Source organism: Streptomyces sp. NPDC055078, from assembly GCF_053607985.1.
In genome coordinates, this window is sequence record NZ_JBSGUP010000128.1 from 1 (window position 1) to 15,777 (window position 15,777).

Annotated in this window: 12 protein-coding genes and 1 tRNA gene; 5 read left to right on the forward strand and 8 right to left on the reverse strand. The window is 72.5% G+C overall.

What is annotated here, in order from left to right:
* The 3 genes from ACWF94_RS13985 to ACWF94_RS13995 all read left to right on the forward strand — a co-directional run.
* The coding region (locus ACWF94_RS13985; RefSeq protein WP_453487586.1) for a PP2C family protein-serine/threonine phosphatase at positions 1–1,403 on the forward strand (1,403 nt) is incomplete at its 5' end.
* Between the two features lie 69 nt (positions 1,404–1,472).
* The gene (locus tag ACWF94_RS13990) at positions 1,473–2,831 is read left to right on the forward strand and encodes a vWA domain-containing protein (protein WP_453487587.1); all 1,359 of its coding nucleotides are present in this window, start codon (positions 1,473–1,475) and stop codon (positions 2,829–2,831) included.
* Positions 2,832–2,922: 91 nt separating this feature from the next.
* On the forward strand, positions 2,923–4,218 hold the full coding sequence (locus ACWF94_RS13995) for an FHA domain-containing protein (protein ID WP_453487588.1): 1,296 nt from the start codon (positions 2,923–2,925) through the stop codon (positions 4,216–4,218).
* A 62-nt stretch (positions 4,219–4,280) separates the two neighbouring features.
* Here ACWF94_RS13995 and ACWF94_RS14000 read toward each other — a convergent pair whose 3' ends face one another.
* Entirely contained in the window at positions 4,281–5,273 is a 993-nt protein-coding gene (locus ACWF94_RS14000; protein ID WP_453487597.1) for a methyltransferase domain-containing protein, read from the reverse strand.
* 275 nt (positions 5,274–5,548) lie between these two features.
* On the opposite strand from ACWF94_RS14000, the gene ACWF94_RS14005 reads away from it, so the two are divergent.
* Positions 5,549–5,953 (forward strand): globin, encoded by a 405-nt coding sequence (locus tag ACWF94_RS14005; protein WP_453487589.1) that lies wholly within the window; start codon positions 5,549–5,551, stop codon positions 5,951–5,953.
* 142 nt (positions 5,954–6,095) lie between these two features.
* Here ACWF94_RS14005 and ACWF94_RS14010 read toward each other — a convergent pair whose 3' ends face one another.
* The 7 genes from ACWF94_RS14010 to ACWF94_RS14040 all read right to left on the reverse strand — a co-directional run bounded on the left by ACWF94_RS14010 (position 6,096) and on the right by ACWF94_RS14040 (position 15,353).
* Positions 6,096–6,767 carry a hypothetical protein gene (locus ACWF94_RS14010; protein ID WP_453487590.1) on the reverse strand — a complete coding sequence of 224 codons (672 nt, stop codon included), beginning with the start codon at positions 6,765–6,767 and terminating at the stop codon, positions 6,096–6,098.
* Positions 6,764–7,204 (reverse strand): acyl-CoA thioesterase, encoded by a 441-nt coding sequence (locus tag ACWF94_RS14015; RefSeq protein ID WP_453487591.1) that lies wholly within the window; start codon positions 7,202–7,204, stop codon positions 6,764–6,766. The genes ACWF94_RS14010 and ACWF94_RS14015 overlap by 4 nt, the downstream gene beginning before the upstream one ends.
* A 9-nt stretch (positions 7,205–7,213) precedes the next feature.
* Positions 7,214–8,878 (reverse strand): energy-dependent translational throttle protein EttA, encoded by a 1,665-nt coding sequence (gene ettA / locus ACWF94_RS14020; RefSeq protein ID WP_453487592.1) that lies wholly within the window; start codon positions 8,876–8,878, stop codon positions 7,214–7,216.
* A gap of 194 nt (positions 8,879–9,072) precedes the next feature.
* Positions 9,073–10,434, reverse strand: a complete 1,362-nt coding sequence (locus tag ACWF94_RS14025; RefSeq protein WP_453487593.1) for an LAETG motif-containing sortase-dependent surface protein — start codon at positions 10,432–10,434, stop codon at positions 9,073–9,075.
* A gap of 355 nt (positions 10,435–10,789) precedes the next feature.
* Positions 10,790–11,296 (reverse strand): single-stranded DNA-binding protein, encoded by a 507-nt coding sequence (locus tag ACWF94_RS14030; RefSeq protein ID WP_453487594.1) that lies wholly within the window; start codon positions 11,294–11,296, stop codon positions 10,790–10,792.
* 119 nt (positions 11,297–11,415) lie between these two features.
* A complete protein-coding gene (locus tag ACWF94_RS14035) occupies positions 11,416–13,719 on the reverse strand; it encodes a GTPase (protein WP_453487595.1) in 2,304 nt (767 codons plus the stop codon).
* A gap of 5 nt (positions 13,720–13,724) precedes the next feature.
* A complete protein-coding gene (locus tag ACWF94_RS14040; RefSeq protein WP_453487596.1) occupies positions 13,725–15,353 on the reverse strand; it encodes a dynamin family protein in 1,629 nt (542 codons plus the stop codon).
* A gap of 309 nt (positions 15,354–15,662) precedes the next feature.
* Here ACWF94_RS14040 and ACWF94_RS14045 point away from each other — a divergent pair.
* Positions 15,663–15,738, forward strand: a tRNA-Arg gene (locus ACWF94_RS14045).
* The last annotated feature ends 39 nt before the right edge of the window (positions 15,739–15,777 follow it).

The following is a 15,777-nucleotide window of genomic DNA, read 5'->3' on the forward strand; positions in this document are numbered from 1 at the left end:
CCCCCGCCGAGCCGACGGGCCATGCGACCGCCCCGAGCGGCCCCGGCGCCGAGCACAGCCGGCCCTATTCCCCCGCCGGCACCCGGCGCACCCCGCCGCCCACCGGCCCCGGCCCCGGCCCCGGCAGCGGATACGGCACCGCTCAGCCTGCCTTCGGCGCGGCGGGCGGCCCGGACGCGGGGCACGGCCGCCACTCCTCACCTCCTGGTGACACCGGTGCCCCGTACCGCGGCGGTCCCGGCGAGGGCACCGGCGGTCACGTCCCGCCGGGTGCCGCCGGGCCCGGCGGCCGCAAAGCGGGCGACGCCGAGCCGCCCCCCGTCCGGACACCACCGGCCGCCGCCGATCCGCGTGCCGTGGACCCCGCGCCACCGCCCGCCCACAAGGTGTGTGTGGCCTGCCGCGCCGGCCATGTCGACACCGACGGCTACTGCGAGAACTGCGGGCATGCCCAGCCCCGCGAGCGGGACCATATGGAGCGGGAGCTGGGTTCCGTCGCCGCCGTCAGTGACCGGGGGCTGCGCCACCACCGCAACGAGGACGCGTTCGCGGTCTCCACCACCGCCCTGCCCGACGGCTCACCCGCCGTCATCGCGATCGTCTGCGATGGTGTCTCATCGGCGACCCGGCCCGACGAGGCGTCAGAGGCCGCCGCGAGCGCCGCCAATGAGCTGCTTCTGGAGGCGCTGCCGCGCGGCACCAGCCCCCAGCAGGCGATGCGGGATGCGATCGTCGCGGCCGGGGCCGCGGTGAACGCGCTGGCGGGCGAGACCTCCCGCAGCGACCCGCTGGAGAGCGACCCGCACCACCAGCTCAACGCCCCCGCGTGCACGATCGTCGGCGCGATCGCCGCCGGTGGTCTGCTGGTCGTCGGCTGGGTGGGCGACAGCCGTGTCTACTGGGTGCCCGACGACCGCCGGGGCCCCGCCGCCCGTCTCACCGAGGACGACTCCTGGGCGGCGCAGATGGTGGCCGCCGGTCTGATGAGCGAGGCGGAGGCGTACGCGGACGAGCGCGCCCACGCCATCACGGGCTGGCTGGGGGCGGACGCGTACGAACTGGACCCGCACACCGCGGCGTTCAAGCCGGACCGCCCCGGAGTGGTCCTGGTCTGCACGGACGGCCTGTGGAACTACGCGGAGGCCGCCGAGGACCTGGCCGGTGTCACCCCCGGCGACGCCGCCGAACGGCCGCTGCACAGCGCCCAGGTGCTGGTCGGCCACGCCCTCGACGGCGGCGGCCACGACAACGTCACGGTGGCCGTCCTGCCCTTCGCGGTGGAGCCGCGCGGCCCGGGATCCCATGGCGCGGGACCCCTTGGCGCGGGACCGGGCGGTACGGAGCCGCACGGCCCGGGACCCCATGGCGCGGGACCGGACCACGGCGTCCACCACCGGGCGTGAGCCCCTGTCGATCCAGTTCTCCCGATGCTGTTCACCTCTCCCGAGTGGAGATTCAAGGAGCACACTCAGATGGCCAATTTCTCCAAGTCCCCGGTGCCGCGGTTCTCCGTCGAGGTGTACCAGAACGAATACCTCCCGGAGGGCGGCCGTGAGGTGAGCGCGATCGTGACCGTCACCGCGACCGGTGGCGGCACGAGTCGCGGGGTTCCGCTCACGGGCGCCTCGGCCGGCCCCTCGTCCATACCGGCGCAGCCGCCCGGCGCGGCCGTGGTGATCATGGTCGACTGTTCGGGCTCGATGGACTACCCGGCGACGAAGATGCGCAATGCCCGTGATGCCACGGCCGCCGCCAGCGACACCCTGCGCGACGGCGTGGAGTTCGCCGTGGTCGCCGGCACGCATCTGGCCAAGGAGGTCTACCCCGGCGCCGGCCGGCTCGCGATCGCCGATCCGGCCACCCGGGCCCAGGCCAAGGAATCCCTGCGGCGGCTCAGCGCGGGCGGCGGCACCGCCATCGGCACCTGGGTGCTGCTCGCCGACCGGCTGCTGGCCGGTTCCGTCAGTGACATCCGCCACGGCATCCTGCTGACCGACGGGCGCAATGAGCACGAGTCGCCGGAGGATCTACGGACGGCGCTCACCGCCGTGGCGGGCAGGTTCACCTGCGACGCGCGCGGGGTGGGCACGGACTGGGAGGTCAAGGAGGTCACCCAGATCGCCTCCGCGCTGCTCGGCAGTGCCGACATCGTCGCCGATCCGGCCCAGCTCGCCGCCGACTTCACCGGCATGATGGAGAACGCGATGGGCAAGGAGGTCGCGGATGTCGCGCTGCGGCTGTGGACCCCCGTCGGTGTGGAGATCAAGTTCGTCAAGCAGGTGGCCCCCACCGTCGAGGAGCTGACCGGCCGCCGGACGGAGGCGGGACCCCGGGCCGGGGACTATCCGACCGGGTCCTGGGGCGACGAGTCCCGCGACTACCACGTCTGTGTCCAGGTGCCGGAGGCGGGCGTCGGCCGGGAGATGCTGGCGGCCCGCGCCTCGCTGATCGTCCCGGCGCCCGACGGCGGCTCTCCGGAGGTGCTGTCACAGGGTCTGATCCGGGCGGTGTGGACGGACGACATGGCCGCGTCCACCTCGATCAACCCTCAGGTCGCGCACTACACGGGCCAGGCCGAACTGGCACAAGTCATCCAACAAGGTCTGGATGCCCGCAAGTCCGGAGATTTCGACGGCGCTACGGCCAAACTGGGCCGTGCGGTGCAGCTCGCGCAGTCCTCAGGAAACGCCGATACCGCGAAACTCCTTTCGAAGGTGGTGGACGTGGTCGATGCGGCGACAGGTACTGTGCGACTGAAAGCGAAGGTCGCGGAGGCCGACGAGATGACGCTCGAAACGCGTTCCACCAAGACGGTGCGCGTCAAGAAGTAGCAGCTCGCGGGCCCGCTGCCCGGCCAGGCACGCACCGACGCACAGCAACTGACGGCCCTCGGGCCGGACGAGGAGAGGGGGAAGCGCCGACATGCCGACCTGCCCGAACGGACACCAGTCGGGATCCGACGACTGGTGCGAGGTCTGTGGCCACCGCATGGCCGACCCCGGCGCCGGCCGGGCCGCTCCTCCGCCGCCGCCCCCTCCCCCGCCCGCGTACGGCTACCCGGGTCCCGGCGACCCGAACGCCACCGCCCAGGCCGAGCTGTGCCCGCAGTGCCGCACCCCGCGCGAGGCGATGGCCCCGTACTGCGAGGAGTGCCGGTACAACTTCCTGACGCACACCGCCACCTCCTACACCCCGCTGGCGCCGGCCCCGGGGCCGGGAGGGCTGAACCTCCCGTCCGGCTTCACCCATGAGCCGCCCCGGGCGCAGCCGCCACCACCGCCGCAGTCGCCCGCGCCGCATCCCGGTGACCCGCGGCACGGCGGCGGCCCGCAGCACGATCCGTACGACTACCAGGGCTCGCGCCCCTCGCAGCTGAACCGGCCCGCCGAGCCGCTGCACGACCAGTCCGGGCGGTCCGGGCAGCCGGGACAGCAGTCGCCGTTCGGCGCGCAGGGGCAGCAGTCCTCGTTCCCGCAGGGCCCCGGACAGCATCAGCCCGGTCAGCACCAGCCCGGACAGCATCAGCAGGGCGGCCCCCCGGTCTTCCAGCAGCAGTCCGCCCCTCCCGCGCCGCCGCGGCAGCAGCCGCCGGAGCAGCAGCGGCACATGGAAGGCGCGGACGACTGGATGCTGTCCCCGCCGTCGGGTTCGCAGACCGCGCCCCCGCATCCGCAGGGCCCTGGGCCCGGTCACCAGCAGGGCGGGCCGCCGCCCTACCAGCAGCAGTCCCCGCCCGCGCCGCCGCCGTACGGACAGCAGAACCTGCGGCCCGATCCCGGCCGGCAGCAGTCGGCGCCGCCGTACCGGCCCGCCGGAGGGTGGACGGCCGTGGTCGGACCCGACCGTGAGTACTTCCTGGCGATGATGCAGCGCAGCGGCCCCGACGCCACGGGGCTCAATCTGCCCGCGTACTCCCCCGAGCAGCATCTCCCGCTGACCGGCACCCAGATCACCATCGGCCGCCGCCGTCAGTCCACCGGCGAGGCCCCGCACATCGATCTGTCCGTGCCGCCGGAGGACCCTGGGGTCTCGCACCAGCACGCGATGCTGGTGCAGCAGCCGGACGGCTCCTGGGCGGTGGTCGACCAGAACTCCACCAACGGCACCACGATCAACGGCGCGGAGGAGCCGATCCAGCCCTACGTCCCCGTCCCGCTGAACGACGGCGACCGGGTGCATGTCGGAGCCTGGACGACGATCACGATCCGCCACGGCTGAGACCCGCCACGGCCCGGCGGGCGACGCTGCCTTCGGAACACGCCCTGAGGCCGGAACACGCCCTAAGGGCTGTCCCGCTCACTCCCCAGCGGCCAGACATACGGCCCCGCCGGATCGTCCAGCCACGCCCACTGACGGCGCCCGCTGACGGTGACCCCGAACCGGTCACGTCGCGGGCGCCGCTCGCGCTCCCACAGCGAGAGGGCCTCACGCGGATCGAGACTGCCCGCCGTGAGCGTCAGCAGGAAGCGGAAGAGGTCGTTCTCGATCAGGCGCCGGGGCATCCGGCCGATCGGCCGCTCCGCTGCGGCACCACCGCCCCGCAGCGGCACGAAGAACGCCGACGTCCGCAGAAAGCGCCCCTCCGCGAAACGCCCGTGGCTGTCGTCGCGTACCCGCAGCGAGATCAGTCCGGTGGAGAGCGGGGCCAGGATATGCGCGTCGGGCCGGCACTGCGGCAGCCAGTCGTACGGGATCGACGGCACGGTGCAGGTGGCGATGATCCGGTCGAAGGGGGCGCGCTCGGGGCAGCCGCGCGCCCCGTCGCCCGTGACCACCGTGGGGTGGTAGCCCGCGGCGGCCAGATGCGCGCGCGCCGACTCCGTGATCTCCGTGTCCACGTCGATGGTGGTCACCTGCTGGTCGCCGAGCCGGTGGGAGAGCAGCGCCGCGTTGTATCCGGTGCCCGCGCCGATCTCCAGGACGGTGTCCCCGTACCGCACTTCCAGCGCGTCGAGCATCCGGGCCATCAGGGAGGGCTGGCTGCTGGAGGAGATCAGTTCGCCGTCCCGGACGCGGGTGGCGAGCGGCCCGTCGTAGTACGCGCCGCGGAGCCAGCGCTCCCGGCGGGCGGGGTCGGGGTCCTCGCACCACAGCCGCTCGTACACCCCCACCCGGTTCACGTAGTAGTACGGCACGAACAGATGCCGGGGCACCTCCTCGAACGCGGCCCGCCAGGCGGGGTCGGTCAGGGCTCCGTCGGCCGCTATCACGCGCACCAGCGACCGTCGCGCATCGTCCGCGGGCTCGGCATACCGTTCCAGGTGCGTACCCATACCTCCACTGTCCTGCGCCACCGCCCCGGACGCGAGCACCCCGGGCCGGTGCGGTCCGGCGGCGGGCGGGTGGCCGCGAGCCGGGGCGCGGGCCGGGGCGCGGGCCGGGGCGTGGGGCAGGGTCAGGGTCAGGGTCAGGGTCAGGGTCCTAGGCCCCGAGTCCTCGTCCGGTGCGTCTGAGACCATGGAACAGTGCCGCGATCGCCGGGGAGGGCCCCCGGCCCCGGCAGACACTCCCCGTGGCTGACCACAGACGCATTGCGAGGCTTATCCACGTGAACGAGATTCCGCGCGGCGCCCTTCAGGAGCAGACCTTCTACGAGCAGGTCGGCGGCGAGGACACCTTCCGCCGCCTGGTCCACCGCTTCTACCAGGGCGTCGCCGAGGACCCGCTGCTGCGGGCGATGTACCCGGAGGAGGATCTCGGTCCGGCCGAGGAGCGGTTCACCCTGTTCCTGATCCAGTACTGGGGCGGCCCCCGCACCTACAGCGATCAGCGCGGGCACCCGCGGCTGCGGATGCGGCACATGCCCTTCAAGGTGGACCGGGAGGCGCACGACGCCTGGCTGAGGCATATGCGCGACGCCGTCGATGAGCTGGAGCTGGCGCCGGAGCACGAAGAGCAGCTGTGGAGCTATCTCACTTATGCCGCCGCGTCGATGATCAACACTGGGGACTAGGGGACGGGAGCCGGGCGGACCAGGTTCGGGCCCGAGGCGTTGTTCCAGCGGCTCCGACGGCCGGTCGGCCGACGCGGGCCGGTCGGGCCGGCTCCGGTGGGTCCGCCGGTTCAGACGTCAGCCGGTTCAGACGTCAGCCGGTTCAGGTGGGGATGACGCTCAGGGCGCCCAGACCGCCGGCCCGTAGGGCGATCGACCCGAAGGGCGTACGCAGCCGGAGCCACGAGCCGCTGGCCAGCAGCGCCACCGGGGCTCCCGGGCGCAGAAAGCCGAGGGAGTGCGCGGCGTGCAGCGCGCGCAGCGGCAGCCGGGTGTCGGCGACGGTGCGGGACCAGATCTCGCGCCCGATCCGGTCCCGCTCGGCACGGGTGCGGCGCTCCTCGGGCAACTCCTCGTCGCGGCTGCGGAATTCGGCGACGGCAACAGTGACGGTGTCGCGCATCGCGGTGAAGTCGGGCAGTCCGGGCACTTCCCGCCAGCCGCCGCGCGGCGGCAGCACCCCGGTCCACGGCGGCCCGGTGATGGCGGCGGGCACGGTGAACGTCGCACCGCCGATGCCCTCCAGCAGCTCACCCGCCGAGACGGTGGCATCCAGGAGTACGGGCTCCCCGAGCCGTGCCGTACGGATCGCGAGCACCTCGAAGGAGGGCGGGCGGCCGAAGACGGCGAGGCTCGGCTGGGGCCCGTCCGGACCGCCCGCCTGGATCCTGACGGCGGCGGCGCGGTCGTAGTGGATCAGCCTGGCGAGAAAGGCGGTGAGATCCTCCGCCTCCCTCGCGTCGGCGAAGCGCAGGCTCTGCACGGGAACGCTCATGCTACGAGAGCGTCCTCTTCCAGCGGGGGCAGATATTTCTGGAGGTAGGACTTCTCCTCGGCGCTGATCCGGCGCGGACGCCCGGCCCCGAGGTCGTACGGGACGACGACGGTCGAGGCCCGCACATACACCTGAGAAGCTCCCTCCGTGTCCTTGACCTCGTACGCGATGGTGAGCGACGCGGCGTTGATCCTGGTCACCCATGACTCGACGACCACCGGCTCGTGCCGGTGGACGAGCGGTCGCACATAGTCGATCTCGTGCCGCGCCACCACCGACCCCCCGGAGAACGACGGGGAGCCGTCCCCGGGCTGGAGCCGGAACATGAAGTCGATGCGCGCCTCTTCCAGATACCGCAGGAAGACGACGTTGTTGACATGCCCGAAGGCGTCCATGTCCGACCAGCGGAGGGGACAGCGGTAGATGTGCCGAGCCATGGGTGGTCCTCAGCCTCGCGTGAGTTTCTTGTACGTGGCACGGTGCGGGCGGGCCGCGTCCGGGCCGAGGCGCTCGACCTTGTTCTTCTCGTACGAGTCGAAGTTGCCCTCGAACCAGAACCACTTGGAGTCGCCCTCGTAGGCGAGGATGTGGGTCGCGACCCGGTCCAGGAACCAGCGGTCGTGGGAGACGACCACCGCGGCGCCGGGGAATTCGAGGAGGGCGTTCTCCAGGGAGGAGAGCGTCTCGACGTCGAGGTCGTTGGTGGGCTCGTCCAGGAGGAGCAGGTTTCCGCCCTGCTTGAGGGTGAGCGCGAGGTTCAGCCGGTTGCGCTCACCGCCGGAGAGCACCCCGGCGGGCTTCTGCTGGTCCGGGCCCTTGAAACCGAAGGCGGAGACATAGGCGCGGGACGGCATCTCGACATGGCCGACGTTGATGTAGTCCAGTTCGTCGGAGACGACGGCCCACAGCGACTTCTTGGGGTCGATATTGGCGCGGCTCTGGTCCACGTAGGAGATCTTGACGGTCTCGCCGACCTTGATGACTCCGGAGTCCGGGTCCTCCAGGCCCTGGATCATCTTGAACAGCGTGGTCTTGCCCGCGCCGTTCGGGCCGATGATGCCGACGATGCCGTTGCGGGGCAGGGTGAAGCTGAGGTCGTCGATGAGGAGCTTGTCGCCGAAGCCCTTGGAGAGGTTCTCCACCTCGACGACGACGCTGCCCAGCCGGGGGCCCGGCGGGATCTGGATCTCCTCGAAGTCCAGCTTCCGCATCTTGTCGGCCTCGGCGGCCATCTCCTCGTACCGGGCGAGCCGGGCCTTGGACTTGGCCTGCCGTCCCTTGGCGTTGGAGCGGACCCACTCCAGCTCTTCCCTGAGCCGCTTGGCGCGCTTGGCATCCTTCTGGCCCTCGACCTTGAGCCGGGCCTGCTTGCTCTCCAGATAGGTGGAGTAGTTGCCCTCGTAGCCGATCGCGCGGCCACGGTCGAGTTCAAGGATCCAGCCCGCGACGTTGTCGAGGAAGTACCGGTCGTGGGTGATGGCGACGACGGTGCCGGCGTACTTGGCGAGATGCGACTCCAGCCACTGCACGGACTCGGCGTCCAGGTGGTTGGTGGGCTCGTCCAGGAGCAGCAGATCGGGCGCTTCGAGCAGCAGCTTGCACAGGGCGACGCGGCGCTTCTCACCGCCGGACAGATTGGTGACGGGCCAGTCGCCGGGCGGGCAGCCGAGCGCGTCCATCGCCTGCTCCAACTGGGCGTCGAGATCCCAGGCGCCCGCGTGGTCCAGGTCCTCCTGGAGCTTGCCCATCTCCTCCATCAGCTCGTCGGTGTACTCGGTCGCCATCTGTTCGGCGATCTCGTTGAACCGGTTGAGCTTGCCCTTGATCGCGGCGACGCCGTCCTCGACGTTCTCCAGCACGGTCTTGGACTCGTCCAGCGGCGGCTCCTGGAGCAGGATGCCGACGGTGTATCCGGGCGACAGGAACGCGTCACCGTTGGACGGCTGCTCCAGACCGGCCATGATCTTCAGCACGGTGGACTTACCGGCGCCGTTCGGGCCGACCACACCGATCTTCGCGCCGGGCAGGAAGCTCAGCGTCACGTCATCGAGGATGACCTTGTCGCCGTGCGCCTTGCGCGTCTTGCGCATCGTGTAGATGTACTCAGCCAAGAGAAACCGTCCGGCAAGAAGTGGGTGGGCAGAGGTACACCCCATCTTGCCGTACGGCCGCACCTGGACGGAAACCGGTTGATGGGGGTGCGTGCTCCGGGAACCGCCGGGAGGGCTCGCTGCCGGGCGACCGGGTCCCCGGCAGATCCTCGCGGCGGAACGGCCGGGCGGGGGCACTGTGTGCCACCGGGCGGTCACTCCTCCGGGGCGGCGCTCTTCCTGCGGACGAAGACGACCACGCCGCCGCCGACCAGAAGCAGGACGATCGCGATGCCCGCGATGAGCGGGGTGGCGCTGGAGCCGCCGGTCGCGGCGAGGTCGCCCTCCAGGCCGGACGACGCGCCGCCGACCGATGCCGGGGCGAGCTGCGAGGACGGCGGGTCGGTCGCGGGCGCCGGAGCGGCGGTGCCGGTGGTCCGGCAGTCCAGGACGCCCGTGAAGGTCTTCTGGAAGCCGCCGGGCCCGGTGATGGTGAAGTCGTACGGCTGGTCCTCGCCGACCGGGACCGTCACCGTCCTGGACGCACCCGCCGGGATCGTGTGCCGGATGCCCGCCAGCTCGAAGGTGAAGGGGGCGTCGCCCTGGTTGCCCGCGGTGATGTCGATGCCGCCGTCGGCGCAGTTCTTCCTGGCGGAGACGGCCGGTATGGCGCCCGCCGCCGCCCAGGTCGCCGTCGCCGCGGCGGAGACCGTGGACTGGCTGGAGCCCGCGAGGATCTGTGCCTGGCTTCTGGCCGTGGCGGCGAACACGCGGCCCACCGGCACGGAGGTGGTGGTCTGCGCGGTCAGGCTCGCCGAGCCGTCCCGGGCGTCCTTCGCGATGTCGAAGTAGACCTTCGTGCCGTCGACTGCGGCGGTGACCGGCTTCCCGGCGGCGTCGGTGACGGTGACCCCGCTGGCGGCGGCGTCCGCGGGCGGGCTGATGGTGACCCGGTCCGCGTCCGTGCGTACGGTCACCGGGCCGAGACGGCTGCCCGGCTTCCCGGAGACCGCACCGGGCTCCAGGCTGAGCGAGGCTCTCGGCTCGGCGGGGCTCTTGACGCCCCGGGCCTTCCTCTCCAGCCAGTCCGCGAGCTTCTCGGCGGCCGGGTCGAGCGCGTCGACCTGCGCGTTGTCGGAGTAGCGCCAGATGGCGACCTGGGTGCCGGCCGCGGCCGTCTTCTGGGTGAGCGGTCCGGAGCGCGCCTTCGCCGCCAGCGCCGCCAGATCGTCGACCTGGGGGTAGGAGTTCTGGAGGATCCAGCGGATGCTGCCCGCGTCCCTGTTGGCGCCGAGTGAGGTCTGGCCCCAGGGGGTCTCCAGATATTTCGCCTGGTCCTGGGTCGGATTGTGGAGGTCGACGCAGTAGGTCTTCAGCCGGCCGCCGCCCTCGACGGTCATCTCGAAGAGGCCCGCGGGGATGGGGCCGCTCTTGCCGTTGACCCGCAGCACCGCCCGGTCGAAGGTCTTCAGCCCGTCGAGCGTGGCGACAGCTCCCCCCTGGAGCCGGGCGCCGTCGTCGGCGGCGGCTGCCGCACCCGCGCCGGCGAGCGACCCCGTCGCGACGAGACCCGACATCAGGACGGCGGCGGCAAGGCGCCGAGCGGCGCCCCGCCTCCGTACAGCCGACACAGAGAACGTGCCCAACACAGAATTCCCCTCCGGGCGAAGCATCTGCTCGCGTTGCCATGGGTTCACGTGCGATGCGTGTTCATGTGCCGGACGCGTGGGGGGTGTGCCTCGCCAACAGACTCAAGTGCCCCGTGAGTACCGGGGAATCCTATGGAGGCGGTGCCGCTCAGTCCCCTGTCATGCCGTCAGGCAACCATTCCGAATCAGAATCGTTATCCCTGTTCGCCGGGAAACCCCCATTCCCTGTTTCTGAATCGACAAATCTCCACAACATCGCCGCAGTCAAGGGCTGTTGCCCAGGTCACATGGCTGCCCGGACCTGCGGCTCCGCACCACCCGGAGTCCGTTCTCCCGCGCCCCCGCTGCCGCCCGGCTCCTCCGTCGCCTTCGGGCCCGGTGCCGGCACGGTCCTCACCGGCCGGCGGAACGCCGAGGTCCCCCGCGTCAGATCGTGTCCCACCGCCACGGCCTCGATGTCGACGAACGTCCTGCGCTGCCCACCGCCGCCGTCCCGGGCGTCGCGCCGCCCTTCCCGGGGCCCGTCGCGCTCCTCCTCCCGGACCCGCAGCCGGCCGTGGACGAGAAGCGGTTCACCGACGGCGATGGAACCGGCCAGATTGGTCGCGAGAGTCCGCCACGCGACGACCGTGTAGAAACTCGTGTGTCCATCGGTCCAGCCCTCGCGCTGCCGGTCCCAGCGCCTCGGCGTCACCGCGATACGAAATCGCGCCATTCCCCCGGACGCCGTTTCCCGGAACTCCACATTCGTGGCGGCATTGCCCACCACCGTCACCATGGTGTCGTGCATGACGACCACCTCCCCGTCCGCCGGTGGACCGGTCCTGCGCCGGTCCGATCTCCATGCTGGACCGGACGGGAAATCCCCGCTGGCGCCTGTGGATCACCACGCCACTGTGGACAACTCCGTCACCCCGTCACCCCGTCACCCCGGGACCCCGGGACCCTGGCACCGGCACCTGCACCGGCACCGGTCGCGAAACCGCCCCCCGAGCGGCCCGGCGCACCACCCCCCGTGCCGCCCCTCACACCAGTGCCGACCGCGCCGCCGCCCGGCAGACCGCCCCGCCCACCACCCCCGAGAGCACCACCACTGCCGAGGGCACCACCGAGAGCACCACCCGGCAGACCGCCACCCCCGGCACCGCTCCCGCCACCCGCCCCGCGCGCGACCGTCGCGTACTGTTCCCGCACCTCCCGGTACCGCATCAGCTCGCCCGCGATCGGATCGAGCACCCGGGCCCGTCCGCACCCCGCCGCGGCCTCCAGCAACCGCCGCTGGGCATCCTGCCCGTACCGTCTGGCCGGCCCCCGGACGGCGGCCGTGCACGCCCACTCGACCAGCGGGCCGCCGACGATCCCCGCCACCATCAGCAGCGCCGGAACGACGAGCCCCGGCTCCAGGACCCCGATGATCTGGCCCACCAGCCAGAGCCCGCCGTAGATCTGAAGGAGCGTCATCGACGCCTGTGCCAGCACCGCGGCGGGCCACCAAGCGGGCCGCAGGGGCCGTTTTCCGGTGGCCGCCGCCTCCCTCAGGGCGAGTTCGTCCAACGCCTCCGGCAGCCCCTCGGCACCGCGCACCGCCGCCTCGCGGACGGCCTGGGCGAAGGGGGCGGGCAACTGGGCCGCGGCCTCGTCCGCGACCGTGCGCACCGCCTGTTCGACGCGCTGTCTCGCGGTCACCTCCTCCTCCACCGGCACGGTGGCCAGGGGCACCCCGCCCCCGGGCGTACGGGTGCGCTCGTACCAGCGCCACAGCCGCAGCCAGGGCGTACCGCACGCCCGCCCGGCGTGTCGGCGCCACTCGCGCTCGGCCGCCTCCCCCGCCGCCTTGGCGCCGACCGCCTCCGCCAGCCGCGCCGCGAAGTCCTCGCGCGCCCGCTCGTCGAGACCGGTCCGGCCCTCGGCGACGTACGCCGTACGCAGCGTCGCGGCGGCCACGTCCACGTCGGCGGCCAGGCGGCGCGCGGCGGCGGTGCGCTCCTGGACGAACGTACCGAGCAGTTCACGCAGCTCATCGACGCCCTCGCCGGTGAGCGCCGACAGGGCGAGGACGGTGGCGCCCGGTTCGCCGTGCTCGCCGAGCGCCATGCCGTCGTCGTCCAGGAGACGGCGCAGATCGTCCAGCACCAGGTCGGCGGCCTCGCCGGGGAGCCGGTCGACCTGGTTCAGCACGACGAAGGTGACCTCCGCATGGCCCGCGAGTGGCCGCAGATACCTTTCGTGCAGGGCGGCGTCCGCGTACTTCTCCGGGTCGACCACCCAGATCACCGCGTCCACCAGCGCCAGCACCCGGTCGACCTGTTCCCGGTGTCTGACCAGCGCGGAGTCATGGTCGGGCAGATCGACGAGGACCAGCCCGGACAGCTCCTCGGCACCGCCCGCGAGCGGTCTGCGCCGCAGCCGTGGGGGAATCGCGAGCCGGTCGAGCAGTCCGGCGGCCCCCTCCGACCAGCTGCACGCGATCGGCGCGGCGGTGGTGGGCCTGCGCAGTCCGGTCTCGGAGAGCGGGACCTGGGCGAGGGTGTTGAAGAGCGTGGACTTGCCGCTTCCGGTCGCGCCCGCGATGGCGACGACGGTGTGCCGGGTGGACAGCCGCTGCCGGGCGGCGGCCTCGTCCAGGACCCGCCCGGCCGGTGCGAGGGTTCCGGCGTCCACCCGGGTGCGGGACAGGCCGACGAGTTCGCTCAGGGCGTCCAGGCGTGTCCGCAGCGATCCGCCGTACGTGCCGCCGATGGGCAGGTGCTCCTCCGCCGACTCACCGTCCGTCGGCTCATCCTCCGCCGGCTCGTCCTCCGGCGTCTGCTCCCGGGGGTCCCGGCCGCCCGCGCGGCGGGCGATGAGCCCGTCGTCCCAGCGGCGGCCACGGTCGCCCGAGTCGCCGGAATCTCCGGAATCTCCGGAGTGGCTGGAGTCGCCGGAGCCTCTGGCGGCACGCTCCCCGGCCCCCTTCCGGCCGTCCTCGTTCGCATGAGTCTCATCCCTGAGGGCCTCCGGCGACCGGTGCGCCTCGCCCCGGCGCCCCTCAGGGCCGTTCGTCCCGGCGCCGTTCGTCCCGGCGTCGCTTGTCCCGGGGCTGTTCGTCCCGAGGGCCTGCGCCCCGGAACCGTTCGCCTCGGGGCCGTTCGCCCCGGAACCGTTCGCCCCGGGGCCGTTCGCCTCGGACGTCCGATCCGCCGAGCCCCGCTCGTCGCCCGTGATGGCGGTCATCGCCGTCACCTCACCTTCTGCAGTACGGACAGTGCGGCGATCAGCTCCGCCTGCGGTTCCGGGGACACTTCGAGGGCGTCGAGCGGCGCGAGCCGACTGTCGCGTTCGCCGTTCAGTACGGAGTCGATGTACGTGGTCATCAGCTCGCCGCCCTTGTCGCGCAGCCGCAGCGCGCCCTGCGCCCCGATCCGCTCGGCGAGCTGCTCGCCCGCGCCCCGGGTGCGGCGCCCGCCGAGGAGGGCCGCGGCGACGAGCGCGGCGACGTTCTCGGGGTCGGGCGCGGCGGTCAGCTCCAGCCGCCGCACCTCGTCCTCGGCCAGCTCCTCCAGCTCCCGCCGCCAGCGGCGTACGGCCATCCCGATCCGTTCGGCCGCCTCCAGATCCAGCCGGCCGCGGTGGACGACGGCCCCGGCGCCCGGCTCCCGGCGCCATGCCTCCTGAACGTGTTCGTCGGCGGCGGCGACAGCGCACTGCACCAGCGCGCCCAGGCTGCCGACCAGGGAGTCCAGCAGCTCACCCGCCGAACTGTCGCGCGGAAATCCCCGCCATCGCGTCCGCGCGTCCCCGGCGAGCACCGCACCCGCCTTGAGCTGCCGGTTCACCCGTTCGCGCTCCTGGTCGTACGCGTCCTCGACGACCCCCATGAGCCGTACGGCCGCGGCGTACTGCCCGGCCACGGCCGCGGCCAGCTCCGGCATCCGCGCGCTGAGCGAGTCGATCACCCCGGTCGCGGTCCGCCCCAGGGACTGCTGCCGGGCGGCCGGGTCCTGCACCCGGTGGGCGAGCCAGGTGAACAGCGGTGCCACGGCGGTGGTGGGCAGCAGCCCGCTGCCGCCGCCCGCGGACTCGGGCAGCTCGGGGATGGTGAACCGGGGCACCTCGCCGAGTCCGGCCTTGGTCAGCAGGGCCGCGTACTGCCGGGACACCTCCGCGATCACCTGATGGGGCACCCGGTCCAGCACGGTGACCAGCGTCGCGTCGTACTCCTTGGCGGTACGCAGCAGATGCCACGGCACGGCATCGGCGTACCGGGACGCGGTCGTCACCATCACCCAGACGTCGGCGGCGCAGATCAGCTCGGCGGCGAGCAGCCGGTTCTCCACCACGAGCGAGTCGATGTCGGGGGCGTCGAGCAGCGCCAGCCCCCGGGGCAGCGTCGACGCCTTCTCGATCCGCAGACACCCCGCGCCCCCGCCGGCGCCCTCAGCGTCCGCCGCGTCCTCGTCGTATCCCTCGCCCCGCTCACCGTCGGACTCCTCCTGCTGCGGCAGCCATACGCGGGTGAGCTGCGGCAGCACCCGCATCCCCGAGAACCAGTGGTGATCGTCGGGGTGGCATACGAGCACGGGCGTCCGGGTGGTGGGCCGCAGCACCCCCGCCTCACTGACCCGCCGCCCCACCAGCGAATTGACCAGCGTCGACTTCCCGGCCCCGGTCGACCCGCCCACGACCGCGAGCAGCGGGGCGGCCGGGGCCTTGAGCCGGGGCACCAGATAGTCGTCGAGCTGAGCGAGCAGCTCGACGCGCGTCTGCCGGGCGCGCGGAGCGCCGGGCAGCGGCAGAGGGAGACGCACGGCGGCGACACGGTCGCGCAGGGCGGTTAGTGCGTCGATCAGCTGAGGCCGTGCATCCAAGGTCACCACATGCGAAGAATGCCTAACTTTGGCGCCTTTTTGAAGCGTATGGCCACCCCTGCGCGCCGATCGGACACATGGGACACACGGGATGAGTGGGGCGCAGGCATAACGAGTGCACAACACCCGGGACTCGGGGCGCGAAAAGCGATGCAGGAATCGCACCTGCCTGCGATTATCGGTTCGCTTCACCGAACCTCCACATCGTGCCACGCAGGCGAAGCAACGGGGTCAAGGCGCTGGGAGCCCTATCCTTGTCCCCGGCAAGGTCACGGACCGGCGGGCTCCGGTTGCCGCGGCCACCATCCGGCCCCCGTAGCTCAGTGGATAGAGCAGGCGCCTTCTAAGCGCTTGGCCGCAGGTTCGAGTCCTGCCGGGGGCGCCACCGACCATTTCATCGCGGTGCCGTGTTTCCGCAGGTCAG

What these genes read in the sequence shown, in the direction of transcription:
- ACWF94_RS14035 (WP_453487595.1), bottom strand. Translation starts at nt 13,719, where the DNA reads ATGACCGCCATCACGGGCGACGAGCGGGGCTCGGCGGATCGGACGTCC.
- ACWF94_RS13990 (WP_453487587.1), top strand. Translation starts at nt 1,473, where the DNA reads ATGGCCAATTTCTCCAAGTCCCCGGTGCCGCGGTTCTCCGTCGAGGTG.
- ACWF94_RS14010 (WP_453487590.1), bottom strand. Translation starts at nt 6,767, where the DNA reads ATGAGCGTTCCCGTGCAGAGCCTGCGCTTCGCCGACGCGAGGGAGGCG.
- ACWF94_RS14025 (WP_453487593.1), bottom strand. Translation starts at nt 10,434, where the DNA reads ATGTCGGGTCTCGTCGCGACGGGGTCGCTCGCCGGCGCGGGTGCGGCA.
- ACWF94_RS14000 (WP_453487597.1), bottom strand. Translation starts at nt 5,273, where the DNA reads ATGGGTACGCACCTGGAACGGTATGCCGAGCCCGCGGACGATGCGCGA.
- ACWF94_RS14030 (WP_453487594.1), bottom strand. Translation starts at nt 11,296, where the DNA reads ATGCACGACACCATGGTGACGGTGGTGGGCAATGCCGCCACGAATGTG.
- ACWF94_RS14015 (WP_453487591.1), bottom strand. Translation starts at nt 7,204, where the DNA reads ATGGCTCGGCACATCTACCGCTGTCCCCTCCGCTGGTCGGACATGGAC.
- ACWF94_RS13995 (WP_453487588.1), top strand. Translation starts at nt 2,923, where the DNA reads ATGCCGACCTGCCCGAACGGACACCAGTCGGGATCCGACGACTGGTGC.